Below are 23,826 nucleotides of genomic sequence, written 5' to 3' on the forward strand. Positions count from 1 at the left end.
CCCGCCTCCGGCCGTCGGCGAAGGGCCCCGGCAGCCCCTCGTGCGGGGACCGAGGTACCGCGGGCGCGGAGGCAGCGCCCGGAGCGGGTACCGGCCGTTCGGTGCCGGCCTCCCCGGGACCGGTGGTGACGCGGCGGGAGCCCGGCGATCGGCCGTGATGCGGCCACCCGCGCCCCCGCGCCGCTCCCGGCTCGCCATTACCACCGGCCACGGCCATCGCCCGGCCTGTCAACCCCTCGACCAGGGGCTATTTCTCGCCTATTCCGCACTTCCCTCGCGTCACAAAAGAATCACCTGCCCCATCGCGCAAGGGCTGCCCTGGCGGCGCCGCTCGTCCCCTCTTTCCATCGCGCCACAAGGTCGGTTAGCATCCCGAAGTCGTTCGGTTGATATGGGGAGCACATGGATTTCGCATGGTTGGGGACGAACCCGCGCCGCCGCGACTTCCGTCCGGCGTTCCGGCAGCGGCGCCGCCTCCTTTTCGCCCCCGGCATTCAATTCCCGATGCGGTGGCCGAGGAACCCTGCCCGTTCCTCACCGGTCTGTACCGGCGGCGACCGACGCGAGTGCCGCCCCGTTCCGGCCTCTGCTTCTTCGCGTCGCGCGCGATGATTTCACTCACCATCCGTTGAATTTCATCTGCCATCGGCGGAAAAACCGGCGACCCGCGCTACGCGCGTCAACCACCAGTACGGCCATGATCGAGTGCTGTTTTCCGCTTGCCTGAGGGGTGAGAAATAATGAATACGTCTGGAAATCTGAAGACGATACCGAGTGATCGCGCGCTCGACGACGCACATCACCTGCTGCACTCGGCACTGAACGCCTACCGCCGTGAACAGCGGAACGTCAGGGACAGCCAGGCGAGCCCGCAGACCTGCCTGGAGGCGGTACGCGACTGCCTCGACGCCGCGGCCTGCCGCGGCATCTCGCTGTCCGTGGTGGTGCTGGGGCACTGGCGCACGGCCACGACCGACATGCTGGGCGAAGGTGCGGAAAGGTTCCTCCTCGGGGATGTGCTCACCGGGGGGCACGGCCTGACGGTCCTGCAACGCGAGGCGCACTTGCTCGACACGGTCGACCGCGACCGGCTCTCCGGGCTCTCGGCCAAGGGGGCCACGGTGAAGGTGGTGCCCGGACAGGCCACCGGCGTGATCGTGGTGGGGAGCGAACTCGCGCTGGTCAACTCGACGCGTCCGGGCCAGAGCGGCGCGGTCAGGCTGCTCCGGGACCCGGATGCCGTCCAGGCGCTCCATCAGCTCACCGCGGTGCTCCATGACGTCGCCGCGGATTTCGACCACTGGGTGGCCTCGGCGGCGTTACTGGACAAGGACCTGATGGTCGAGGTCCTCCGCATGCTCTGCCTGGGGGCGAAGGACGAGACGTCGGCGCGGCAGATGCGTGTGTCGGTGCGCTCCTTTCGCAGACACGTCGCCGCGATCATCAAGACGCTCAACGTCAGATCCCGGTTCGAGGCCGGGCTGAGGATCGGCCAGCTGGCCATGGCCTCGGGCCTCCGGCCGCCCGGCCACCTCCTCGACATGCCGGCCGAACCGGGCACCGACTGACACCCGGGCGCGCACGAGCCCGCCCCGGCCCGGCTCCTCCCGGGGGCGACGGCTCCGGCGGGGCCGGCACGCGTGGCGGCCCCGCCGGCTTCAGCCGTGTGCCGCGAACCGGCTCACTTTGCCCAGGACGTCCTCGCTGTAGAGGCGCAGCGCCTGCTGGAGCGCGAATTCCGCGAAGTAGAGGCGGCACGCCTCCAGCGGCTCGTCGGCCAGGTTGAGCATGCGGCGGTTGCTCGTCACGGCGGGACTGTCCAGCGCACGCACCCCGCGCTCCACCGCCTCGTCCAGCTCGCCCGGACCGACCACGTCGTCGAAGAGCAGGCCGGCGTCGGGCGAGGTGGCGGCGACCCGGTCGCCCATGAGGATGATCCGGCGGGCCCTCCGCTGGCCGACCGCGCGCGTGAGGCGGAAGTTGCCGGCTCCCGGGATGATGCCCTCCTGAGCCGCGGGCAGGCTGAAGAAGGAGTCCGAGGCCGCCAGCACGTGGTCGAAGAGCAGCAGGAGCTGCGCACCGCCGCCGATGGCGAAGGAGTCCACCGCGGCCAGCCACGGCTTCTCGATGTTCGGGCCGCGCCAGGAGCCGTCGTGGTCCACGGCGGTTCCCCGCACGATCTTGTTGAGGTACCCCAGTTCCCGGCGCATGAAGAAGTCCGCCCACGAGAGCCGGCCCGCGTGGAGGGCCTTGAGGTTCACCCCCGCGCTGAAGACGCGTCGGCCGGCGTACTTCGGGTGGGTCATCTCCCCACCGCGGAACACGCCCACACGGACCTCCGGGTCGAGCAGGGCCAGATCGACGGCCGTCTCGACGTCGTCGACCTGCTCGTCGTCCTCGGCGTTGAGGCTGTCCTCCCGGGTCAGCGTGAGGTGGGCGGCTCCGTCCCTGCGGCGGAGACGGACCGAACGGAGCGTCAGCTCCCCCTTGAGCAGGTAGTCGGGGAGCAGTTCCAGGGCGCGGGGTGTCGGCGTGAGCATCGTGTTCATCAGGTGCGTGCCGGACGCGGGGTCGCGCAGCACCTCGCCGACGAAGAGCGCCTGATCGATCTCCAGGCCCTCCTTCTCCGCCTGCGGCCGTCCGTTCTCCTCCGCCATGGCCTCGGGCGACGGGACGAGCCCCGGGAACTCGGTGGCCGCGCCGGTCAGCAGTTCCGCCAGCCTCGGCCGCTCCTGGAAGTCACGCGTCAGCCGCCGGTAGACGGTGGGCGCGTGGACCCGCAGGAACCGCTGACAGACCCGCCGCCGTTCGAGTTTCGTCTCGGCCGCCGCTTCCCGCTCCGCGGGCGTCCGTGCGGCGGGCGGGGGCAGAGCGGCCAGCTTCCTGGCGGTGAGTTCGCCGAGTGCGGCGACCGGGCGGAGACTGTCGTCGAAGTCCCCCGTCACCGCTCACCACCCCGCAGCACACGGTCGCAGGCGGCGAGGTGCCGGCCGAGCGCCTCCTCGAACGTCGTGGTGGTGGCTTCCAGCAGCAACTGCCGGAGCGGGCCCGGCGCCCCGCCCGGTTTCGGCAGCGCGCCCACGAGGGACACGGCCTCAGCCTCGTCGTCGACGAGGCGGTCCAGCAGCCCGAGCGACAGCGCCGCGGGGGCCGCGAGAGGCTCGTCGAACAGCACGTTCCGGCGGACGGCGGCGACACCCACCTGGTTCGCCAGGCGGTAGAGCGCCATGCCCGGCCAGGCGGCGCCGTCCCGCACCGGTACGGTCAGGCTGGTCCCGGCGGTGGCGATCCGGTAGTCGGTGGCGAGCAGCGCTTCCAGGGCGAGGCCGCCGCACGCACCGGAGACGACGGCCACGGTGGTGACGGGCAGTCGCTCGACGCGGCGCAGGGCGCGTTCCCACTTGTTCACGAGGGCGACATCGAGCGGGGCGGCGCCGTTCGCGGCGCCGCCGAGGCGGAGCACGGCCGGTGTCCCCGGGTCGGCGTCCTCGGCTCTGTCGCAGAAATCCTGGACGCGCGCGACGAGTGGGGGCGTGAGGTCTTCCGCGCCGTCGATGGTCAACTCGACCGTGGCATGGGCGGATGCGGTGAGCATGGGCACTCCTTCGAGTCGTGGCGGGACGTGCTACCAGCGGACGAGCGCGGTCTCGATGGTCGAGCCGGGGCCCATGGTCATGAGGAGCCCGTAGTCACCGGGCAGCGCGACCCCTTCGGAGCTGAGCCGCTCGTAGGAGAACAGGAAGGAGCCGCTGGAGACGTTCCCGTAGTCGCGCAGCACCTCGGTGGTGTGCCGGACGTCGTACTGGGTGAGGCCGAGGTTGACCCGTACGGAGTCGATCACCTTCTTGCCGCCCGAGTGCACCAGCCAGTGCGCGAGGTCGGCGCGGCGCAGACCGGTCCCGCTGAGCAGTCTGTCGACGACGATCTCCGCGTGCGCGCCCACCACGTAGGGCACGTGGGGATCGAGGAAGAAGCTGAACCGCCCCTGGTCGTCGTCCCAGTCGTAGCGCATCGCGCCCACGGCCTCGGGGATGACGCAGCTCGTGAACTTCAGGATCGCCGGTCCCGGCCGGGCGGCGGGGTCGTCGGCGATCACCGCGACCGCCGCGGCTCCGTCGCCGAACAGGCTGTTCACGACGGAGGTGCGCATCGTCCCGTCGAACACGTAAGCCGCCGAGCACGCCTCCACGCAGACCATCACGGCCAGCTCGCCGGGGTGGGTACGGGCCCAGCCGTTGACCGCGTTGAGCGCGTTCAGACCGGCGTTGCAGCCCATGCCGACGACATCGACGCGGCTGGTGTGCCGGTCCATTCCCAGCTCACGGATCAGCAGCGCGCTGAAACCGGGCGTGAGGAAGCCCGTGGAGGTCACGCAGCACAGGTACCCGATGTCGGACAGCTCCGCGCCGGCGCTTTTCAGGCAGGCGAGCACGGCACGGACTCCCATGTCGATGCCCTGCTCGCGGTGTTTCGCCAGCAACGCTCCCTGCTCCTCCGCCACGCGGCGGCCGTCCGGCCCCTCGGGCGGGAGGGTCAGGTAACGGCGGTCGATGGCGCTGTTGAGAAAGACCGACCGGACCCGCGGGTCCTCGATCCCGAAGATGTCCAGGACGTCCTGCTGGGAGTAGGAGGTGGCGGGGACGGCGGTACCGGCGCCCACCAGACGCGCGCAGCCCGAGTGCGCGAGCGGACTGTCCGGCGCCGGGCGTATGGCACCGGGGTGAGGCAGCGCCACGGTCTGAGGAGGAGTCATCGGTACATCCATCCCCAGCTGCGGAGCTTTCCCCGGGTCCGGCGGAGGTGCCTTTCATGCGGTGGCATAGGTGATCTTCCTGGTGATGGCCGCGCCTATCTCGGGCACGGCGTCGGAGTGGAGGAGATCCAGGTGGCCGAAGCGCACCTGGTGGGTCTCGAACGAGCCGGTCGCGATGCCACGCCACCAGTCGGAGGCCGGGGCGTACCCGTCGGGCTGCTTCGCGTCGACGAACAGCGTGGGTACGGAGCTGGGGCCCGCCCGGTGCGCGGCCATGGCCCGCCGGTTCTCCCGCGCCACCGCCACCAGGTTGCCCAGCACCTGCTCGTCGAGGCTCGCCAGAGGGCTGCCCACCCGGCGCAGGTGCTCGGCCAGCTCGGCCGGCGGCGGGACCGTCCGCCAGTGCTCCGCCGCCTCAAGGCCGTCCAGCGCGGTCGCCAGCAGCTCGGCGACATCGGTCTCCCCGGGGTCCGGGAGCCCGCCGGGATGGGAGTCGAGGAGGACCAGGGCCGCGGTGTCGAGTGAGGCGGCGATCCGCTGCGCGAGCGTCCCGCCGAAGGACCAGCCCACCAGGATCACCGGGCCGTTCGGGACGATCTCCCTGATGAGTTCGCGGTACTCCGCCGCCAGTTCGGCGACCGACCGGGGAGGGACCTGCTCGGACATCAGCCTGGCGTCCTGGAGCACGTGCGCGGGATGGTCCTCGGGCAGGTGGCTGATGAGACCCGACCAGCACCACCCCAGGCCGTTGGCGGCGGGCAGCATGACGATCGGCGCCCGGGACCCTGTCGTGCGGTACGAGAGCACACGGCGCAGCCCGTCGCGGGGGGAGGCGCTGTACAGGTGGTGGGCGAGGGTGGTGGGGGTGGGGTGGGCGAAGATGTCCTGGGTGTTGAGGTTGAGGTTGAGGGTGGTGTTGATGTGGTTGGTGAGGCGGATGGCGAGGAGGGAGTTGCCGCCTTGGGTGAAGAAGTTGTCGTGGGTGTTGAGGGTGGGGAGGTTGAGGGTGGTGGCGAAGAGGGTGGTGAGGAGGTGTTCGTGGGGGGTGTGGGGTGTGGTGCTGGGGGTGGTGGTGGTTGTGCGTGGACGGCGGCGGGCGGGACGATGTCGCCGCCGGTGGTGACTTCCCGCAGGGGGGTGAAGACGTGGGGGTCGTCCTCGGCCAGGACGCTGAAGAGGCCGGCGGTGAGGCTGATCGTGGTCAGGTGGTGGGTGTGGGTGAGGTCGCGGACGCGGGCGGCGGTGAGTTCGCCGGGCGGGGCGATGACCACGGTGGCCCCGGCCAGGAGTGGGGCCCAGAGTTCGTAGGTGGAGCCGTCGAAGGCGTGCGGGGCCTGCATCAGGACCCGGTCGTCCGCGGTGATCTCCCAGGCGGGATCGACCGCGAGATCGACGACCGAACGGTGCGTGATGGCGATCGCCTTCGGCCGCCCCGTCGACCCGGACGTCGACATCACATACGCAAGCTGATCCGGCAACACAGTCGGCAACACGACATCAGTGGAGGCTACTTCCTCCTCGCCCGCGATGGTGAGGACCCTCCGGCCTTCCGTCAGCGGATGATCACTGTGCGCCGTGTCGACGACAAGAAACGGGGTTCCGTCGCCGTCGGTGAGTGAGTCGCGTTGCCTGTTCAAAGGGTGTCCGAGGTGGACGGGCCGGTAGGCACCCCCGGCCAGGAGGATGCCGGTGAAGGCCACGACCAGATCCAGGCCCCGCTCGGCGAGCACCGGCACCGCCACGTCCGTCACCTCCCCGAACGCGCCTCGTATCTTTTTCGCGAAGGCCCGTGCCCGGTGTTCGAGTTCGCGGTAGGTCAGCTCCGCGCCCGAAGCGGCGTCCACGACCGCGACCGCCTGCGGGCACCGTCCGGCCCGCGCGAGAAACGCCCCCGCCACCGTGGATTCCTCCGGCGTGAATTGTGGTCCCGTCCCCCACCGCTCCAGATCGGCGCGTTCACCTGGGGTGAGGACGTCGATGGTGCTGATCGGTGCCCCCGGGTCCAGGGCGGCTGCTTCCAGGACCCGGCTCATCCGGTCCACCAGCCCCTGCGCGGTCGCCTCGTCGAAGAGATCCGCCGCATAGACCAGGGAGATCTGAACACCCCCCTGACCAGGGAGCTCCCGCACCGTCACGTCCAGATCGAACTTCGCCACCCTCTCCCCGGCCCCCTCTACGGGCGTGCACCGCAGGCCGGGCAGCGACAACGCGGCCGGGGATTCGGTGTCCATGCTGAGCATCGTCTGCACCAGCGGGTGCCGGCCCACGACCCGGTCCGGGTTCAGCTCGCGCACCAGATACTCGAAAGGCACCTCCTGATGCGCGAACGCCCCCAGGTCCGCCTCCCGCACCCGCTCCAGCAACTCACCGAACGACGGATCACCCGAAACATCCGTCCGCAGCACCAGCGTGTTGACGAAGAACCCCACCACCTCGTCCAGGACCTCATCCCCCCGCCCCGCCACCACCGTCCCCACCGGAACATCCACACCCGCACCCGAACGCGACCACGCCACCGCCAACGCCGCCTGCGCCACCATCAGCACACTCGCCCCAGCCCCCCTGGCCACCCCCACCAGAGCCCCGTGCACCCCCGCACCCACACCCGACGCGACCACCCCACCCCGATAGGACGGACGCACCGGACGCGGCCGGTCCACCGGCAACTCCAGCTCCTGCGGCAACCCCTCCAGCACCCCCTCCCAATACGCCAACCCCCGCGAGACCACACCGCCCGCATCACCACCACCACCCAGCAACTCCTGCTGCCACAACGCGTAATCCGCGTACTGCACCGGCAACGGCTCCCACGCCACCACCCCACCCTTGACACGCGCCCCGTACGCACGCTCCAGATCGGCGAAGAACGGGCCCATCGACCACCCGTCCACCGCCACGTGATGCAACACCAGGACCAGCACCTCCTCACCCCCGGCCCGCACCACATCCGCACGCAACGGCAACTCACCCGACAGATCGAACCGCCGCCCGCACAACGACGCCACCACCGCATCCACCCGGTCCGCACCCACCTCACACACCCCCACCCGCACCTCACCCACCGGCGGCAACACCACCTGCACCACCCCACCACCCCCCTCCACCAACACCGTCCGCAACACCTCATGCCGACCCACCACATCACCCAACGCCCCCGCCAACACCCCCACATCCACACCACCCACCACCCGCACAACGGTGGACAGGTTGTAGGCGGCACCGGCGCCGGTCACCAGATCCGTGAGCCACAGCTGCCGCTGCCCCGAGGAGACGGGCAGGACGTCGGGCCGGGGCGCGTAGGGCCGCAGAGGGGGCCGTCCCGTGCGGGCCTCGCTGTCCAGAACGCGGTCGAGCGCGGCGGGAGTCGCGTGCTCGAAGAGCGTGTGCAGTGCCACGTCGACACCGAGCACCGCGCGGAGGCGGAGGGTCAGCCGGACGGCGAGCAGCGAGTGGCCGCCCAGGTCGAAGAAGCCGTCACCGGGGCCGACCTCCGGCAGTCCCAGCACCTCGGCGAAGAGACGGCACAGCACGTCGGTACGCGGCGTGCGGGACGTCGAGCGCCGCCGGTCGCCGGTGGGGGCCGGGAGCGCCGCGCGGTCGAGTTTGCCCCGCGCGGTCAGCGGCAGCGTCTCCAGCCGGATCAGGGCGGCGGGCACCATGTAGTCGGGCAGCCGCCGTGTCAGCGCTCCACGGAGCCCGTCCTGCTCCGCGGTACCGGTGTAGTAGCCGACCAGGCGGGTGTCACCGGGCCCGTACTCGCGGGGCACGACCACCGCGCTCCCGACGCCGGGCAGGGCGCGCAGCGCGGCCTCGACCTCGCCCGGTTCGATACGGAAGCCCCGCAACTTCACCTGCTCGTCGGCGCGCGCGACGAACGCCAGCCGGCCGTCGCGGTTCCAGCGCACCACGTCCCCGGTGCGGTACATGCGGGTGCCGGGCTCCCCGTGGGGGTCGGCCACGAACGAGACCGAGGTCGGACCGGGCCGGCCGAGGTAGTGCATGGCCAGCGACCCGCCCGACAGGTACAGCTCTCCGGGGACGCCGGGCGGGACGGGCGAGAGCGTGGCGTCCAGGACCCGGGCGACCACGCCGTGCAGGGGCCGTCCGATCACCGGCTCGTCACCGCGGACGGCGGCGAGGGTGGCGTCCACGGTGGCTTCGGTCGGCCCGTAGACGTTGACGGCGTCCACCCCCGGCAGCTCGGTCAGCGCCCGCCACATCTCCTCGCTCGCGGGCTCCCCGCCCAGGACCAGGAACGACGGGTGGTGCTCCCGCCGGAACAGCCCGGTGGCGAGCAGGAGCGAGACGAAGGAGGGGGTGCTGTTGACCACGTCGATGCGCTCCCGGACCACGTGTTCGGCCAGGGCGTGCGCGTCGCGCCGGGTGTCGTCGTCGATGACGTGCAGCTCGTGTCCGGCGAGCATCCACAGGACCGGGTCCCACGACGCGTCGAAGGTGAACGCGGCCGTGAGGGCGATGCGCGACCGGCCGGCGGGGAGCCGCGTCAGCAGGTCCTCGCGGTGGGCCCGCAGCAGGTTCGCCAGGGAGCGGTGGGAGACGACCACCCCTTTGGGGCGGCCGGTCGATCCGGACGTGTAGACCACGTACGCGGCCGAGGCGGGTGCGGGAGGCGCCACCGGCCGGGACGACGCGGAGACCTCGCCGGGGGTGAGCACCGGCAGCCCCTCGTACGCGTCGCTCTCGCCGATCACCAGGACGGCGCCGCTGTCGGTGAGGAGGTGTCCGGCGCGCGGGTCCTGCCGGGTGACGTTGACGCACACCGAGCCCGCCCGGAGGACACCGAGCACGGCCACGACGGACTCCGCCGAGCGCGGCAGCGCCACCGCCACCACCTCGCCCGCCGCGACGCCGCGCGCGGTGAGGGCGTGCGCGTAACCGTTGACCCGGTCCCGCAGCTCGGCGCGGGTCAGTGTGATGTCGCCGAAGACGAGGGCGCGTTCGTCCGGCGTCGCGTCGGCCCGCGCGTCCAGCGCGTCGAGCACCGTTCCGGCGGGGGGTTCGGCCGGGGCACCCGGCCACGTGTCCCGTACCAGTTGCCGCTGCGCCGGGGAGAGGACGTCCACCTGGGAGATCCGGGTCCGGGGCTCGGCCGTCACCGCGTCCAGGAGGCGCAGGAAGCGTTCGCCCAGGTCCACGACGGTGTCCTCGTCGAAGAGTTCCGTCGCGTACCCGATGCGCACCGCGAGACCGGCGGGCCCCTCGTCGACCACCGTCACATCGAGGTCGAACTTGGCCGCCTCCAGCAGGGTCGGCGCGGGTGCGCAGCGCAGGCCGGGCAGGGTGAGCGGCTGCTCCGGGCCGGTCGTGTGCGTGAAGGAGACCTGGAAGAGGGGGTGGGAGGCCAGGCTGCGCGAGGGGCGCAGGTGCTCCACGAGACGGTCGAAGGGGAGTTCCTGGTGGGCGTAGGCGGTCAGATCGGTCTCGCGGACGCGGTCGAGCAACTCCGCGAAGGTGGGGTCGCCGGAGGTGTCGGTGCGCAGTACCAGGGAGTTGACGAAGAACCCGACCATGTCGTCGAGGGCTTCCTCGGTGCGCCCGGCCACGGGGGTGCCGACGACGATGTCGGTGCCGGCGCCGGAGCGGGACAGGGTGGCCGCGAGCGCGGCGTGCGTGACCATGAACGGTGTCGCGCCGGAGCGGCGCGCCAGTTCCGCCACGCGCCGGGCCGGGCCGGTGCCCGCGCGCAGCTGTACGGACGCGCCGCGGTGCGAGGCCCGGCGTGGCCGTGCGCGGTCCGCCGGAAGGGGCAGTTCCTGAGGCAGTTCCGCCAGGACCGCGCTCCAGTGCGCCAGCTCGGTGGAGACCAGGCTCGCGGGGTCGTCCGGGTCGCCGAGCAGATCGGTCTGCCACAGGGCGTAGTCGGCGTAGTTCACGGGGAGGTCCGGCCACTGGGGAGCGGTGGCGCCGAGACGCGCGGCGTAGGCGTGCGCGAGGTCCTTGCCGAAGGGGTGGATGGACCAGCCGTCGGCGGCGATGTGGTGCAGCACCAGGACGAGGAGGTGGTCGTCCGGCGCGAGGCGCACCACGTGGGCGTGGACCGGCAGGTCGCGCGACAGGTCGAAGACGTGCCCGCTGTGCTCGGCGACCACGGCGTCGGCCCGCTCCGGCCCGCACTCCGTGAGTCCCACCGCCACGCGGGCCTCTTCGGCGGCGACGACCACTTGGGCGGGCTCGCCGTCGTGCTCGGCGTACACGGTGCGCAGCGCCTCGTGGCGGCCGACCACGTCCGTCAGCGCCGCGGCGAGCCGCTCGATGTCCAGCGGGCCCCGCATCCGGGTCACGACCGGCACGTTGTACATGGCCGACGCGCCTTCCAGGCGGTCCACCAGCCACAATCTGCGCTGCCCAGATGACAAGGGATACATCGGTACCGTTCCTCCCGTAGGCTGCCGAGGCGCTTCAGTCGACCTGCTCGTGGATGAACCGGGCCAACGCGTCGAGTCCGGTCTCGATCTCGTCGGCCGTCAGCTGGCTGGCGGACAGGCGCATGCGGGGAACGGGGACGCCGTCGCCGTAGAAGTGGTGCATGGGGGTGAACAGCACCTTGTGCTCGCGCCCGGCGTGTTCGAGCAGTTCGTCCGTGACGGGGAACGGCACGTCGAGCACCAGGAAGAATCCGCCCCGAGGGCTGTTCCAGGTGACCTCGGGCCCCTCCCCGGGCGGGAACCTGCGGGCCAGCCCTTCGGTCACCTGCCGCCGGTTCTCGCGGTAGATCTGCCGTTCCCGCAGTGTCGCGGCGCGCAGGCTCAGGTTGTGCTCCAGCAGTCTGCCGCCGATCACCGCCTGTCCGATGGGCGAGGTGTTCACGGTCAGCATGCTCTTGAGGCGGGCGAGCTGGTCGGCCAGCAACTCGGTCTGGTCCTCCGCCACGGAGATCCGCTGGTCGGCCACCACGTATCCGACCCGCGCGCCGGGCACACCGGTCTTGCCGAACGAGCCGAGGTAGACGACCCGTTGCGAGCGGTCGAGCGACTTCAGCGTCGGCAGGCCGTCCTCGTCGTCCCCGGTGAAGAAGCCGTAGGGGTTGTCCTCCAGGACGAGGAAGTCGTACGCCTCGGCCAGCTCCAGCAGGCGGTACCGGGACGGCAGGTCGAGGGTGGCGCCGGAGGGGTTGGCGAAGTCGGCGACGATGTAGAGGGCCCTGGGTCGCAGGCCCTCTTCGCGCGCCTCGCGCAGCACCCGTTCCAGGTCGTCGAAGTCGAGTCCGCCCGGGGAGTCGGCCACGGACAGCAAGCGCATGTCCGTCAGCAGTGCGGCTCCGGTGATCCCGACGTACGCCGGGCGTACCGTCAGCACCACGTCCCGCTCGGTGCGTCGCAGCGCCCGGAGGGTGAGGAACAGCGCCTCCTGGCATCCCACGGTCACCACGACGGACTCGCGGTCCACGTGGATGGCCTCGTCGACGGCGAGGTGTTCGGCCACCAGGTCGTCGATGATCCCCTTGGTACGGCCGTACTGGAGCATCGTGCGGTGCACCTTGGCCAGGTCGCCGTCGAGTTCCTTGGCGAGATGGTCGCGGTAGAGGTCGATGTAGCGGTGGACCGCCTCCACGCTCAGGTACCGCTCGCACGGTCGGCCCGCCGCGAACGACACGGCGTCCGGGAACAGTTGGGCGACCTCGTTGAGGAAGGTCATCGACTCGACGTTGGCATGCCGCAACGAGGCGTGCAGCGTGTCCAGGTCGAGGAGGGCGTCGAGGTTGTCGTCGGCGGGCACGACGCGTCAGTCCATCGCCCGGATCAGCGAAGCCGGCCGCATGTCGGTCCAGTTCCGCTCGACGTACTCCAGGCACTCGGTCCGGGAGGTGTCCTCCAGCGCCACCGTCCACCCGGCGGGCACCGCCGCGGTCGCGGGCCACAGCGAGTGCTGGCCCTCGTCGTTGTACAGCACCTTGAACAGCGCGTCGTCGTCGTCGAACGGGTTCGTCACGGCGTTCCTCCGGAAAGAGTTCGTGCAGAACGGCGGAGAGGGGGATGGTGCGTGGAGCGCGGTCCCGTGTGCGGCCGGTGTGCCGCGGGGACCCGGCCAGCGCGTGGCCTCGGAGCATGGGTGGAAGAGCCGCCCCCGCACCGCGGTTTGACGCTAGAAGTGCGACCGAGGGCTGGGCAAGGGGCTCCGGACGGCGCGAGCGGCAGCAAGGTGACACCGGGGCCCCGATCCGGGTTCCGGGGGCACTCGGGCCTACATCAAGTGGACAACACCCGAGATCCGCCTGCGCGACCGTTGTCACCGGGCAGGCGATGTCCTGTCCCGGCGTCGTGGCCTTCGTACCGGGGGAACACGCGGAGGGGGACGGCCGCCATCAGGCCGTCCCCCTCACGCCCGCCCCCCTCCTCGCTCCCTTCTCCCCGCTCCCCTCTCCTCGCTCCTCGCTCCTCGCTCTTCAGCCGATCGCGATGCGCGGGTGGGCCGCGGGGCTGATCCAGGTCATGATCCGGTCCATCGTGGGGCGGGGGACGGAGACGCAACCGGCCGTGGCACCCGCGCCGTTGATGTGGAGGAAGATGCCCGCGCCCCGGCCGGGGGTGGCGGGGCGGCGGTTGTAGTCGATGACGAGGGCCTTGGCGTACTGCGTGGGGTGGTCGGCGAGGCGTTCGCTGCCCCGCTCGCCCGCCTCGGTGAGGGGGAAGTCGGCGCCCACCGCGCTGTGCATCTGGTTGTAGAAGGCCGATCGCGGGTCCTCGACCCACCAGTCGGAGCCGCTGACCACGCGGTACGGCATCCGGGTGCCGCCCGCCTCGACGCCGAAGCCCTCGGTGAGGGAGTAGGTGCCGCTCGGGGTCGTGTACGTGTTCTGGCGGCGCGTGGCGCCGTTCGTGACGCCGTTCGCGCCGACGCGGCCCGCGCTCGTGCTGAATGCGGCCTTCCAGCCGGTGGGGCCCTTGTCCCAGGCGGTGACCGTGGCGTAGGAGCCGTTCGCCCGGACGGTGATGAGCTGGCTCGCGTCGCCGGGCTGGGCGGGGACGGGGAAGCGGGGGGCCGTCCCGGCGCCGGACGGGGTGCTCCCGCGTCCCGTACCGCCGTCGCCCGTCGAGGAGGCGACCGGCTTGCCCTCCCCGGCCGACGCGCTCGCGGAGGGCTTCACCGAGGCGCCGGGGCTCGGGCTCACGCTCCCGGACGCCGAAGGGGACGGCGTGCGCGCGGACTTGTGAGGCGTCGCGGAGGCGGATGCCGAGGCGATCGTGTCGAGTGCCTTGCCGCCGGCCTCGACCGCGACCTTCTGCGGCCCTTCCCCGCCGCCCGCCTCCCCGCTCCCGCACGCCGTGACGGAGACCAGCGCTCCCCCGGCGGCAGCGACGGCGAGTGCGCGGCGTGCGCGGGATGTGAGCGGCACAACGGACTGATGGTGCACAGGAGTTCCCCCTCCACGGGGCCGCCGGACCGGTGGTCGGGCAGCCGAACAAGTTGTGGGGGGAATGTGAACGCGTGAGGCAGCATACGCCTCTCGCGGCGCACGCGAAGGGCCCGGCGCCTCAACGGCGCCGGGCCCTTCGCGGTCGGCGGGGTGTCAGCCCCGTGTCACCATCGGTACCAGCGGCCTCGGCGGCCGGACGTCGTCGGGCGCACCAGGAATCCGAGGAGCCAGATCACCAGTACGACGATGGCGATCCACCACAGGATCTTGACGGCGAAACCGGCGCCGAAAAGGATCAGGGCGAGCAGCAGGACCAGCAGCAGGGGAACCATTGTCATCAACCTCCGATGCTGCGAGTGCCCCCTCAACCGCCGCTCACACCAGGCGTTTTTATGTGGACCTTAGGGGTTTCCCGGGTGCGCGCCAGGGCAGCCGGACAGGTCGCGCCGAGATGCGCGAGAGGCCACGCGGACACACCCCGGCACCTCGCGCGGACACATCCGGGCATCTCGCGCGAACGCATCCGGGCACCCCGCGCGGACGCGCCCGGAAGGCCGCCCTCCACTGCTCCCCCTCACGGCGTTCGAGGCCGGTGCGCGTCGTGCGCCGGGCCCACCGTCGTCGCGAAGCGGAGCCGTTGCCCGGGGCGGGCCTGTGCCGCGCGGTCCACGTCGGCGCGCGTCACGACGGCGATGACCGGGTAGCCGCCGGTGACCGGGTGGTCGGCGAGGAAGAGCACGGGGCGGCCCGAGGGCGGGACCTGGAGGGCGCCCGCGACCATGCCCTCGCTCGGCAACTCCCCCTTGTCCGGCACCCGTTCCAGCTCCGGTCCGGTGAGCCGCATCCCGACCCTGTCGCTCTGCGCGCTCACCTCCCACTCGCTTTCCAGGAGCGTCGCGAGCGCGGCGGGCGTGAACCAGTCGGCGCGCGGTCCCGGCACGACCTGGAGCGTCAGCCCGCCCGCCGGAGGGTCGGGCACCGGGGCGAGGTCGACGCGCGGGTGCGCGGCGGGCGGCGGACCGACCGGGAGCGCCGTGCCGGGGCTGAGCGGGTCGGGGCCGAGCCCGGAGAGGACGTCGGTGGCGCGCGAGCCGAGTACGGGCCGCACCGCGAGCCCGCCCCGTACCGCGAGATACGTGCGCAGCCCGCTCGCCGGGCGGCCGAGCCGCAGGACCGCGCCGGTCGGGACCTCGACGGGCGCGTTGAAGGCGACGGGCGTGTCGTCCACCGAGACGGGGCAGGGCGCGCCCGTCACCGCGACGAGGAGCGGGCGCAGCGCGCGGACGGCGAGGCCGCCGAGGGTCGCCTCGATACCGGCGGCGTCCTCGGGGTTGGCGAGGAGGCGGTTGGCGAGCGCGAAGGAGGCGCGGTCGGCGGCGCCCGAGCGGCCGACACCGATGTGCGCGAGCCCGGGACGGCCGAGGTCCTGGAGGGTCGCGAACGGGCCGGTGGCGAGGACGTCGAGCGCGGCCTGCACGGCGGCGTCGGGCGCGGGCGGGCGGTTCGGCGGGTGGGGCGGCGTGGTCATCGGACCTCCTCGAAGCGGACGCGGACGCCGGGACGCAGCAGCGCGGGCGGCTCGCGCTCGGGGTCCCAGACGGACAGCTCGGTGCGGCCGATGAGCTGCCAGCCGCCGGGCGAGGAGCGCGGGTAGACCCCGCTGTACTCGCCCGCGAGGCCGACCGCCCCGGCGGGGACCCGGGTACGGGACTCGGTGCGGCGCGGCACGATCAGCTCCGTGGGGCCGCCGGTGAGGTAGCCGAAGCCGGGCGCGAAGCCGCCGAAGGCGACGGTCCACTCGGTGCCCGTGTGCAGCGCGACGACCTCGCGCGGGCTCACCCCGGCGAGGTCGGCGACCTCGCCGAGGTCCTCGCCGTCGTAGACGACCGGGACGCGGACGAGCGGGCCCGCCGCCTCGCCGCCGGGCGCGGGGCGCACGGCGCGTACGGCGCGTTCGACGGCGGCGCGCTCGGCGCCGGGGCCGAAGAGGAGCAGGACGGTGCGCGCGGCGGGCACGAGGTCGGCGACGCCTTCGGGCGGATCGGCGGCAAGTGCGGTGTAGAGGGCGTGGGCGGCCTCGCGGTCGTCGAGTTCCACGAGGAGGCCGTGGTCGGCGCAGGGCAGGAAGAGCATGACGGGCATTCAACCCTTCACGAGCGGGCGGGTGTGGTACGTGGCGGGACGGGGCGCGTACGTGGCGGGCCGGGCACGTGGCGGAGGCGGCGTCGGGTGCGGGGGCCGGGGCCGTCGCTCACCCGGTGAAGGCCCGTACCGTCACGCCCCCCGCGCTCAGCCGCTCCCGTACCGCCCGCGCGATCGCGACCGCTCCGGGGGTGTCGCCGTGGACGCACAGCGAGGCGGCATCCACGCGCAGGGGGCTGCCGTCGCTCGCCTCGATCTCCTCGCCGCGCGCGAGGCGCAGCGCGCGCTCCGCGATCGCTTCGGCGTCATGGAGGACGGCGCCGGACCGCCGGCGGGGGACGAGGGTCGCCTCGGGGGTGTAGGCGCGGTCGGCGAAGGCTTCGGGGACGGTGCGCAGCCCGGCCTCGGCGGCGAGCCGGAGCCAGGCGGAGCCGGGGAGGCCGAGCACGGCGAGCGCCGGGTCGTACGCGCGGACCGCCGCGACGACCGCCGCCGCCTGCTCCTCGTGGTGGACGATCGCGTTGTAGAGGGCGCCGTGCGGTTTCACGTAGCGGACCGCCGAGCCCTCGACGCGGGCGAGGCCGTCGACGGCGGCGAGCTGGTAGAGGACGTCGTCGGTCAGCTCGGCGGGCGGCACGTCGATGAAGCGGCGGCCGAAACCGGCCAGATCGCGGTAGGAGACCTGGGCGCCGATCGCGACGCCGTGCCGCGCGGCGCCCGCGCAGGCGCGGCGGATGACGCGCGGGTCGCCCGCGTGGAAGCCACAGGCGACGTTGGCGCTCGTGACGAGGGGCAGGAGGGCCTCGTCGTCGCCGAGTTCCCAGTGGCCGAAGCTCTCGGCGAGGTCGGCGTTGAGGTCGATGACAACCGGGGGCACGGGGCTCCCTTCCGGCGGGGTCGGGGGACGTGTCGGCAAGGTACCGCGCGCGGAAGCGGCCGGAGCGCCGCACACCCCTGGTGAGATGATCCGATGATGAACAGCGAGACCTCCGCCGCGCCCTCCCCCGAAGCAGCGCCGAGCGGCACCGTTCCCGGCCCGGTGCGCAACTGGGCGGGCAACCAGACCTTCCGCGCCGGTGTGCTGCACCGCCCCGCGTCGACCGAGGCGCTCGCCGCGCTCGTGACGGGCGCGGGCGAGCGGCGCGTGCGCGTGCTCGGGAGCGGGCACTCCTTCAACCGGATCGCGGACGTGGACGCCCCGGACGACCTCCTCGTCTCGCTCGGCGCGCTCGCTCCGCTCGTCGAGGTGGACGCGGTGGCCCGGACGGTACGGGTCGGGGCGGGCGTGCGGTACGCCGAGCTGGCGCGGGTCCTGGACACGCACGGGCTCGCGCTGCCGACGATGGCCTCGCTGCCGCACATCTCGGTGGCCGGTTCGGTCGCCACCGGCACGCACGGTTCGGGCGACGCGGTGGGCTCGCTCGCGACGCAGGTGCGGTCCCTGGAACTGCTCACGGCGGACGGGGACGTACGGGTCCTGAGCCGCGAGGCGGACGGGGAGCGGTTCGCGGGGGCGGTCGTCGCGCTCGGGGCGCTCGGGGTCGTGACGGCGCTGACGCTGGACGTGGTCCCGGCGTTCCTGGTGCGGCAGGACGTCTTCACGGGCCTCGCTCTCGACACGCTCGCCGCGCACTTCGACGCGATCACGGGCGCGGCGCACAGCGTGAGCCTGTTCACGGACTGGAAGGAGCCGCGCTTCGGGCAGGTGTGGCTCAAGCGGACCGATCTCGGCGCGCCGGACTTCCCGTGGGCGGCGCCCGCGACGGAGCCCGTCCACCCGGTGCCGGGCATGGACGCGACGGCGTGCACGCCGCAGCTCGGCGCGGTCGGTCCCTGGCACGAGCGGCTACCGCACTTCCGGCCCGAGTTCACGCCGAGCAACGGGGCGGAGATCCAGTCCGAGTACCTCGTGGCGCGTTCGGACGCGGTGGCGGCGCTGCGCGCGGTGGCGGGGGTGCGGGAGCGGATCGCGCCCGTGCTCCAGATCAGCGAGGTGCGGACGGTCGCGGCCGACGACCTGTGGCTGAGCCCGGCGTACGGGCGTGGAACGGTGGCGCTGCACTTCACGTGGGTGCCGGACGCGGAGCGCGTACGGGCGGCGTGCGGGGCCCTGGAGGCGGCGCTCGCGCCGTTCGCGCCCCGGCCGCACTGGGGGAAGGTGAGCACCGTCCCGGCGCGGGAGCTGCGGGGGCGCTGGGAGCGGATGGACGACTTCGCGGACCTGGCGCGCGAGTGCGATCCCCGGGGCCGGTTCGCGAACGAGGTGGTACGGGGGGTGCTGGGCCGGTAGCGGGGGCTCGGCGGCGCCCGCCGTGGCGGCCGGGGGGCGGCGCGCTGGACGGCCGGGCGTGCGGGAGCGCGCGGCGCTCAGCCGCCGTGCGGCCACCCTCCGCCGTCGCCCTCGTGCCGCCCCGTGCCCCGGTGCTGGCCGCCGCCGGAGGCGTAGCCGTGTTCGCCCTTGTACGGCGGTTCGCCCTCGTAGGGCCGTTCGCTCTCGTAGGGGGGCTCGCCCGGCGGGGCCTGGGTGGGGTCGGCGCCGGGCGGGGCGGCCGGGCTCGCGCCGCCCTGGCCCGTACCCGTCCCGGCGCCCGAGTCGGCGCGTTTGGCGTGCTTGCCGGGGCGGCGCTTGACGTGGGCGCGCAGGCGCGAGGAGACGTCCTCGGGGGGCAGGAAGCCCGCCCAGCGCTCCGGGTACTCGGAGGGCATGTCGGGGTCGCCGGGCTCGCCGTGCCCGGCGCGCTCGGCGGCGTAGCGGGCCATGGCCCCCACGGCCTCGGCCTCGCGGGCCCGCTCGTTGGCCTCGCGCGCCGCCGAGGTCGCGACGGAGGGCCAGACGCGGTCGATCGCGGCGTTCATCGCGGCGCCGACGAGCACGGCGAAGGCGGAGACGCCGATCCACAGGAGCACCGCGACGGGCGCGGCGAGCGAGCCGTAGATCGTGGGTCCCTCGATCGTCGAGGTGAGGTAGATGCGCAGCGCGAAGCTGCACACGAACCACATGGCGAGGGCGACGAAGGAGCCCGGCACGTCCTCGATCCACGGCGAGCGGACGGGGACGGAGACGTGGTAGAGCGTCGTGAGGAAGACGACGCACAGGATGATGACCACCGGCCAGTACAGGATCTGCACGGCCAGGCCGCTCCAGGGCAGCAGGTGCACGACGGTGTCGGGCCCGGCGACCATGAGCGGCAGCGCGATGGAGCAGACGAGCAGGCCGACGATGAAGAGGCCGAAGGAGAGCAGGCGCGTCGCGACGATGCCGCGCACGCCGTCGAGCCCGTACATGACGGTGATCGTGTCGATGAAGACGTTGACGGCGCGCGAGCCGGACCACAGCGCGAAGACGAAGCCGATCGAGATGACGTCGGGGCGACCGCGCGTGACGTCCTCGAAGATCGGTTCGGCGATGTCGTGGACGCCCTGGTCGGACAGGACGGTGCGGGACGCGTCGAGGAAGTGCTGCTCGAAGCCCGCGATCGTGTCCGCGCCCGTCCACGCGTCCACGTAGCCGAGGAGGCCGACGAGGCACAGGAGCAGCGGCGGCACGGAGAGCAGCGTGAAGAACGCGGCCTCGGCGGCGAGGCCGAGGATGCGGTACTCCATGCAGGAGTTGACGGTGTCCTTCACGAGCAACCAGGCGGTGCGACGCTTGGACACATTGCGATAAAGCGCCCGGACGCGGCGGAGACGACCCGGTCTCCTCCGCGTAGCTGTTTCTTTTGCCTGGTGCACGTCCTTACCGTATCCGTATGGCATCGCGCACCCACACAGTGACCAACCAGCCGCCGCCCCTGGTGGGGTACGACGTCTTCGGTGCCGACCGGGCGCTGAGCGAGGCCGTGGAACGCCACCTGCATCCGGCGCTGCTGTCCACGGCACGGACCGAGCTGAGCGAGCTGGGACGGGCGGCGGGATCGGCGCAGGCGCAGGAGTGGGGGGCGCAGGCGAACGAGAACCCGCCGAAACTGCGCACGCATGACCGTTTCGGTCACCGGATCGACGAGGTCGAGTTCCATCCGGCGTGGCACCGGCTGCTGGGGCACGCGGTCTCGGCGGGGCTCACGAGCGCGTGGGCGCGGCCCGGCGGGCACGTACGGCGGGCGGCGGGGTTCCTGACCTGGACGCAGGCCGAGGCGGGGCACGGCTGCCCGCTGTCGATGACGCACGCGGCGGTCCCGGCGCTGCGCGCGCAGCCGGATCTCGCCGCCGAGTGGGAGCCGCTGCTGACCTCGCGGGTGTACGACGAGGGGCTGCGCCCGGCGTCCGCGAAGGCGGGCGCGCTCTTCGGGATGGGCATGACGGAGAAGCAGGGCGGCAGCGACGTACGCGCCAACACGACGCGCGCGGTGCCGCTCGCCGAGGACGGCGCCTTCGCGCTGACCGGGCACAAGTGGTTCTGCTCGGCGCCGATGTCGGACGGGTTCCTCGTGCTCGGGCAGGCGCCGGGCGGGCTCAGCTGCTTCCTCGTGCCGCGGGTCCTCGCGGACGGGGAGCGGAACGTCTTCGCGATCCAGCGGCTCAAGGACAAGCTCGGCAACCGCTCGAACGCGTCGAGCGAGGTCGAGTTCGACGGGACCTGGGCGCGGCTCGTGGGCGAGGAGGGGCGCGGGGTGCGGACCATCATCGAGATGGTCTCGGCGACGCGCCTGGACTGCGCGCTGGGCTCGGCGGCGCTCATGCGGCAGGCGGTCGCGCAGGCGATCCACCACGCCACGTACCGCGAGGCGTTCGGCGGGCCGCTCGTCGGCAAGCCGCTCATGAGCAACGTCCTGGCGGATCTCGCCCTGGAGTCGGAGGCGGCGACGACGCTCGCGCTGCGGCTCGCCGCCGCGTACGACGCGGCGGGCGCGGGCGACGAGCGGGAGCGGGCACTGCTGCGGCTCGCGGTGCCCGTCGCGAAGTACTGGGTGACGAAGCGGTGCACGCCCGTGGTCGTGGAAGCCCTGGAGTGCCTGGGCGGCAACGGGTACGTGGAGGAGTCGGGCCTGCCGCGGCTGCTGCGCGAATCGCCGCTCAACTCGCTGTGGGAGGGCTCGGGGAACGTGCAGGCGCTCGACGTGCTGCGCGCGCTCCAGCGCGAGCCGGGCGCGCTCGACGCCTTCCTCGGCGAACTCGGGGCCGCGCGCGGCGCGGACCACAGGCTGGACGCGGCGGTGAAGCACCTGTTCCAGGAGCTGGCCGACCTGGAGGGCATTGAGGCGCGGGCCCGGCGCCTCGTGGAGCGGATGGCCCTCGTCCTGCAGGGCTCGCTCCTGGTCCGTTTCGCCCCGCCGGAGGTCGCGGACGCCTTCTGCGCCTCGCGTCTGGGCGGTGACTGGGGCGCGGCCTTCGGCACGCTGCCGCACACGGCGCCGACCGCGGCGATCGTGGCGCGGGCCGGGGTGGCGCTGGAGTAGCGCTCCGCGAGGCGGCAACCGGGCGGCTGCCCGGTCGCGCCCCGAGGGGAGCACCCTTCGGGTACGCGGCGGGGTGGTGCCGCGCCGACACGGCACCACCCCGGGACGCGGCCCCGAAAGGCGCGGGCACCCTCGCGGGTGCCGCCGCCAGCATCGCGCGGGAGGGGGCGGGCGCGCGAGAGTTGCAGAAGGTTGCACCGGGCATGGCCGATTCGCGGCGCGGACGGCGCCGGGGGCAGCAGGATGGGACCCGCAGCGCCGGCGCCCACGGGGGAGCCGGTACCGACGAGAACCTTCCGGGAGCCGCCCGTGCCGCGCACGCAGCCTCCGTCCCCGCGCACCGCCGGGTCGCGGGGCGAGGGGGCGCCGCCGCGCCCCGTCATCGACGCGTCCTGGCGGCGGGTCAGCCGGGACGGTGTCGTCCCCGGTCAGGGCACCGAGAGCGAACGCCTGGACCGCGAGGTCCTGGAGGGGCGGCGGCGTACGTCGGCGCTGCGCGAGGTGCTGCCCGAGCTGGGGCGCGGGCTCGCGGGGGCCGCGCAGTCGGCGGGTCAGGTGATGATCGTCGCGGACGCCGAGGGGCGGGTCCTGTGGCGCTCGGGGGACCGGCGGACGCTGCGGCTCGCGAACACGATCTCGCTCGCCGAGGGCGCCGCGTGGGAGGAGCGGGCGACGGGCACCAACGCGATCGGCACGGCGCTCGCGACGGGAACGGCGGTGCAGGTGCACGGCGGGGAGCACTTCGTCCGGGTGCTGCACCGCTGGACGTGCGCGGCGGCCCCGCTCCACGACCCGCGCGACGGGGAGCTGATCGGGGTCGTGGACCTGAGCGGGCCCCGCTCGACGTTCCACCCTGCGGCGCTCGCGCTCGTCCAGTCGGTGACGCGGCTCGCGGAGTCGGAGCTGCGGCTGCGGCACCTGGAGTCGGTGGAGGTGCTGCGCGCGGTCGCCGCGCCGCTCCTGAGCCGTATCGGCGGCCCCGCGCTCGTCGTGGACCCGCAGGGCTGGGTCGCGGGCGCCACGGGACTCACACCGCCGCGCCGCCTGCCGCTGCCCGGGGCGCCCGGCGACAGCGTCGATCTGCCCGGCCTCGGCCCGTGCGCGGTCGAACCGCTGCCGGGGGGCTGGCTGCTGCGGGTGCGCGAGGAGGCGCCGGAGGACGGTGACGGGCCGGGCCGTATCGTCCTCGACCTCACGGGCGGGCGCCGGGCCGTGCTCACGGTCGCGGGCGGCGCGGGCGGAAGCTGGTCGGCGCGGCTGAGCCCGCGCCACGCGGAGATCCTGTACGTGCTCGCCGTGCACCGCGAGGGCCGTACGGCGGCGCAGCTCGCGCTCGACCTCTTCGGCGACGCGAGCAGGACGGTGACGGTACGGGCCGAGCTGTCGCGGCTGCGGCGGACGCTGCACGGGGTGCTCGACCACCGCCCGTACCGCTTCAGGGACGGCTGGGAGACGGAGCTGCGGCTGCCGAGCGGCCCCGGGGACCTGCTCCCCGCCTCCCGGTCGCCGCTGGTGGTCAGGGGCCGGGGGGCGTGTGATTCCCTGAGCCCATGAGCACCGTCGACGTCACCACCTGGTACTTGGAACAGACCTCGCCCCAGGACGCGGGCCCCCTCGTCCCGGCGCCGGACGGTGTCCGGGTCGTCCACGCCGAGATCGTCTCGCCCGAGCTGAGCCGCTTCCTCTACACGGCGGTCGGCCAGGACGTCACCTGGACCGACCGCCTCGGCTGGGACCACGCCCGCTGGACGAAGGAACTGGCCGGCACGCAGACGTGGGTCGCCTACGAGCGCGGCACCCCGGCCGGGTACGCGGAGCTGGCGGCCCGCGAGGACGGCTCGGTGGAGATCGTCCACTTCGGCCTCCTCCCCGCCTTCCGGGGCCGCCGCATCGGCGCGCACCTCCTGTCGTACGCGACGGCCCGCGCCTGGGACCTGGCGGGCCCCGAGGGCCGCGTCTGGCTGCACACGTGCAGCAAGGACGGCCGCCACGCGAGGGCGAACTACGAGCGCAGGGGCTTCCGGCTCCACCGCACGGAGGTGGAACAGGAAGAAGCGGTACCGACCCCGGGCCCCTGGCCGGGAGCATGACGCCGAGCCCCACCTGCCAGACCCCCACATTCCAGCCCTCCGGCGCTTGAGGAGCGGGGCATGGGGCGG

Annotated in this window: 17 protein-coding genes and 2 pseudogenes; 5 read left to right on the forward strand and 14 right to left on the reverse strand. The window is 73.3% G+C overall.

Translation table 11 applies throughout. The annotated features are described in order from the left end of the window. Positions 1-740 precede the first annotated feature (740 nt). On the forward strand, positions 741-1,568 hold the full coding sequence (locus STTU_RS05570) for a helix-turn-helix transcriptional regulator (protein ID WP_007820643.1): 828 nt from the start codon (positions 741-743) through the stop codon (positions 1,566-1,568). A gap of 90 nt (positions 1,569-1,658) precedes the next feature. Here STTU_RS05570 and dpgC read toward each other — a convergent pair whose 3' ends face one another. From dpgC to STTU_RS05630, 13 genes and pseudogenes are all read right to left on the reverse strand, one after another. Then, the gene (gene dpgC, locus STTU_RS05575; protein ID WP_043254246.1) at positions 1,659-2,945 is read right to left on the reverse strand and encodes a (3,5-dihydroxyphenyl)acetyl-CoA 1,2-dioxygenase DpgC; all 1,287 of its coding nucleotides are present in this window, start codon (positions 2,943-2,945) and stop codon (positions 1,659-1,661) included. Beyond that, entirely contained in the window at positions 2,942-3,595 is a 654-nt protein-coding gene (dpgB, locus tag STTU_RS05580; protein WP_007820647.1) for an enoyl-CoA-hydratase DpgB, read from the reverse strand. Before dpgB ends, dpgC begins: the two co-directional genes overlap by 4 nt. Positions 3,596-3,625: 30 nt before the next feature. After that, complete coding sequence (gene dpgA / locus STTU_RS05585; protein WP_175417845.1) at positions 3,626-4,753, reverse strand: 3,5-dihydroxyphenylacetyl-CoA synthase DpgA; 1,128 nt, start codon at positions 4,751-4,753, stop codon at positions 3,626-3,628. Between the two features lie 54 nt (positions 4,754-4,807). Then, positions 4,808-5,518: an alpha/beta fold hydrolase gene (locus STTU_RS32780; protein ID WP_234019162.1), complete on the reverse strand. Its 711-nt coding sequence runs from the start codon at positions 5,516-5,518 to the stop codon at positions 4,808-4,810. A gap of 135 nt (positions 5,519-5,653) precedes the next feature. Further along, positions 5,654-5,722 (reverse strand): annotated as a pseudogene (locus STTU_RS36170) (hypothetical protein); the annotation flags it as partial. 173 nt (positions 5,723-5,895) lie between these two features. Further along, a pseudogene (locus STTU_RS32415) lies at positions 5,896-11,139 on the reverse strand (amino acid adenylation domain-containing protein); the annotation flags it as partial. Between the two features lie 34 nt (positions 11,140-11,173). Further along, positions 11,174-12,490, reverse strand: a complete 1,317-nt coding sequence (locus tag STTU_RS05600) for a PLP-dependent aminotransferase family protein (RefSeq protein WP_007820655.1) — start codon at positions 12,488-12,490, stop codon at positions 11,174-11,176. Between the two features lie 6 nt (positions 12,491-12,496). Continuing rightward, on the reverse strand, positions 12,497-12,703 hold the full coding sequence (locus STTU_RS05605; protein WP_007820657.1) for an MbtH family protein: 207 nt from the start codon (positions 12,701-12,703) through the stop codon (positions 12,497-12,499). Between the two features lie 454 nt (positions 12,704-13,157). Next, positions 13,158-14,108 carry a L,D-transpeptidase family protein gene (locus tag STTU_RS05610; protein WP_007820659.1) on the reverse strand — a complete coding sequence of 317 codons (951 nt, stop codon included), beginning with the start codon at positions 14,106-14,108 and terminating at the stop codon, positions 13,158-13,160. A 185-nt stretch (positions 14,109-14,293) separates the two neighbouring features. Next, positions 14,294-14,461, reverse strand: coding sequence for a hypothetical protein (locus STTU_RS05615; protein WP_007820661.1), 168 nt, complete (start codon positions 14,459-14,461; stop codon positions 14,294-14,296). 242 nt (positions 14,462-14,703) lie between these two features. Further along, on the reverse strand, positions 14,704-15,657 hold the full coding sequence (locus STTU_RS05620) for a biotin-dependent carboxyltransferase family protein (protein WP_043254252.1): 954 nt from the start codon (positions 15,655-15,657) through the stop codon (positions 14,704-14,706). Beyond that, a complete protein-coding gene (locus STTU_RS05625) occupies positions 15,654-16,262 on the reverse strand; it encodes a 5-oxoprolinase subunit B family protein (protein ID WP_043257125.1) in 609 nt (202 codons plus the stop codon). Before STTU_RS05625 ends, STTU_RS05620 begins: the two co-directional genes overlap by 4 nt. 118 nt (positions 16,263-16,380) lie before the next feature. Continuing rightward, the gene (locus STTU_RS05630) at positions 16,381-17,148 is read right to left on the reverse strand and encodes a LamB/YcsF family protein (protein ID WP_007820666.1); all 768 of its coding nucleotides are present in this window, start codon (positions 17,146-17,148) and stop codon (positions 16,381-16,383) included. Between the two features lie 162 nt (positions 17,149-17,310). Here STTU_RS05630 and STTU_RS05635 point away from each other — a divergent pair, with 162 nt between their 5' ends. Further along, positions 17,311-18,561, forward strand: a complete 1,251-nt coding sequence (locus STTU_RS05635; RefSeq protein WP_043257127.1) for an FAD-binding protein — start codon at positions 17,311-17,313, stop codon at positions 18,559-18,561. A 77-nt stretch (positions 18,562-18,638) separates the two neighbouring features. Here the strand turns inward: STTU_RS05635 and STTU_RS05640 are convergent, their stop codons facing one another. After that, positions 18,639-20,027 (reverse strand): YihY/virulence factor BrkB family protein, encoded by a 1,389-nt coding sequence (locus tag STTU_RS05640; protein WP_199784998.1) that lies wholly within the window; start codon positions 20,025-20,027, stop codon positions 18,639-18,641. Between STTU_RS05640 and STTU_RS05645 the strand changes: the two genes are divergently transcribed. From STTU_RS05645 to STTU_RS05655, 3 genes are all read left to right on the forward strand, one after another. Then, complete coding sequence (locus tag STTU_RS05645; RefSeq protein WP_158678786.1) at positions 20,021-21,667, forward strand: acyl-CoA dehydrogenase family protein; 1,647 nt, start codon at positions 20,021-20,023, stop codon at positions 21,665-21,667. The genes STTU_RS05640 and STTU_RS05645 overlap by 7 nt on opposite strands. Positions 21,668-21,976: 309 nt before the next feature. Next, the gene (locus STTU_RS05650; protein ID WP_043254255.1) at positions 21,977-23,221 is read left to right on the forward strand and encodes a GAF domain-containing protein; all 1,245 of its coding nucleotides are present in this window, start codon (positions 21,977-21,979) and stop codon (positions 23,219-23,221) included. Beyond that, a complete protein-coding gene (locus STTU_RS05655; RefSeq protein WP_043254256.1) occupies positions 23,218-23,757 on the forward strand; it encodes a GNAT family N-acetyltransferase in 540 nt (179 codons plus the stop codon). The genes STTU_RS05650 and STTU_RS05655 overlap by 4 nt, the downstream gene beginning before the upstream one ends. The last annotated feature ends 69 nt before the right edge of the window (positions 23,758-23,826 follow it).

Origin of the sequence: Streptomyces sp. Tu6071, from assembly GCF_000213055.1 — a bacterium.
Lineage (GTDB): Bacteria > Actinomycetota > Actinomycetes > Streptomycetales > Streptomycetaceae > Streptomyces > Streptomyces evansiae.

What these genes read in the sequence shown, in the direction of transcription:
- STTU_RS05645 (WP_158678786.1), top strand. Translation starts at nt 20,021, where the DNA reads ATGGCATCGCGCACCCACACAGTGACCAACCAGCCGCCGCCCCTGGTG.
- STTU_RS05640 (WP_199784998.1), bottom strand. Translation starts at nt 20,027, where the DNA reads ATGCCATACGGATACGGTAAGGACGTGCACCAGGCAAAAGAAACAGCT.
- STTU_RS05615 (WP_007820661.1), bottom strand. Translation starts at nt 14,461, where the DNA reads ATGGTTCCCCTGCTGCTGGTCCTGCTGCTCGCCCTGATCCTTTTCGGC.
- STTU_RS05625 (WP_043257125.1), bottom strand. Translation starts at nt 16,262, where the DNA reads ATGCTCTTCCTGCCCTGCGCCGACCACGGCCTCCTCGTGGAACTCGAC.
- dpgA (WP_175417845.1), bottom strand. Translation starts at nt 4,753, where the DNA reads ATGACTCCTCCTCAGACCGTGGCGCTGCCTCACCCCGGTGCCATACGC.
- STTU_RS32780 (WP_234019162.1), bottom strand. Translation starts at nt 5,518, where the DNA reads ATGCTGCCCGCCGCCAACGGCCTGGGGTGGTGCTGGTCGGGTCTCATC.
- dpgB (WP_007820647.1), bottom strand. Translation starts at nt 3,595, where the DNA reads ATGCTCACCGCATCCGCCCATGCCACGGTCGAGTTGACCATCGACGGC.
- STTU_RS05570 (WP_007820643.1), top strand. Translation starts at nt 741, where the DNA reads ATGAATACGTCTGGAAATCTGAAGACGATACCGAGTGATCGCGCGCTC.
- STTU_RS05620 (WP_043254252.1), bottom strand. Translation starts at nt 15,657, where the DNA reads ATGACCACGCCGCCCCACCCGCCGAACCGCCCGCCCGCGCCCGACGCC.
- STTU_RS05655 (WP_043254256.1), top strand. Translation starts at nt 23,218, where the DNA reads ATGAGCACCGTCGACGTCACCACCTGGTACTTGGAACAGACCTCGCCC.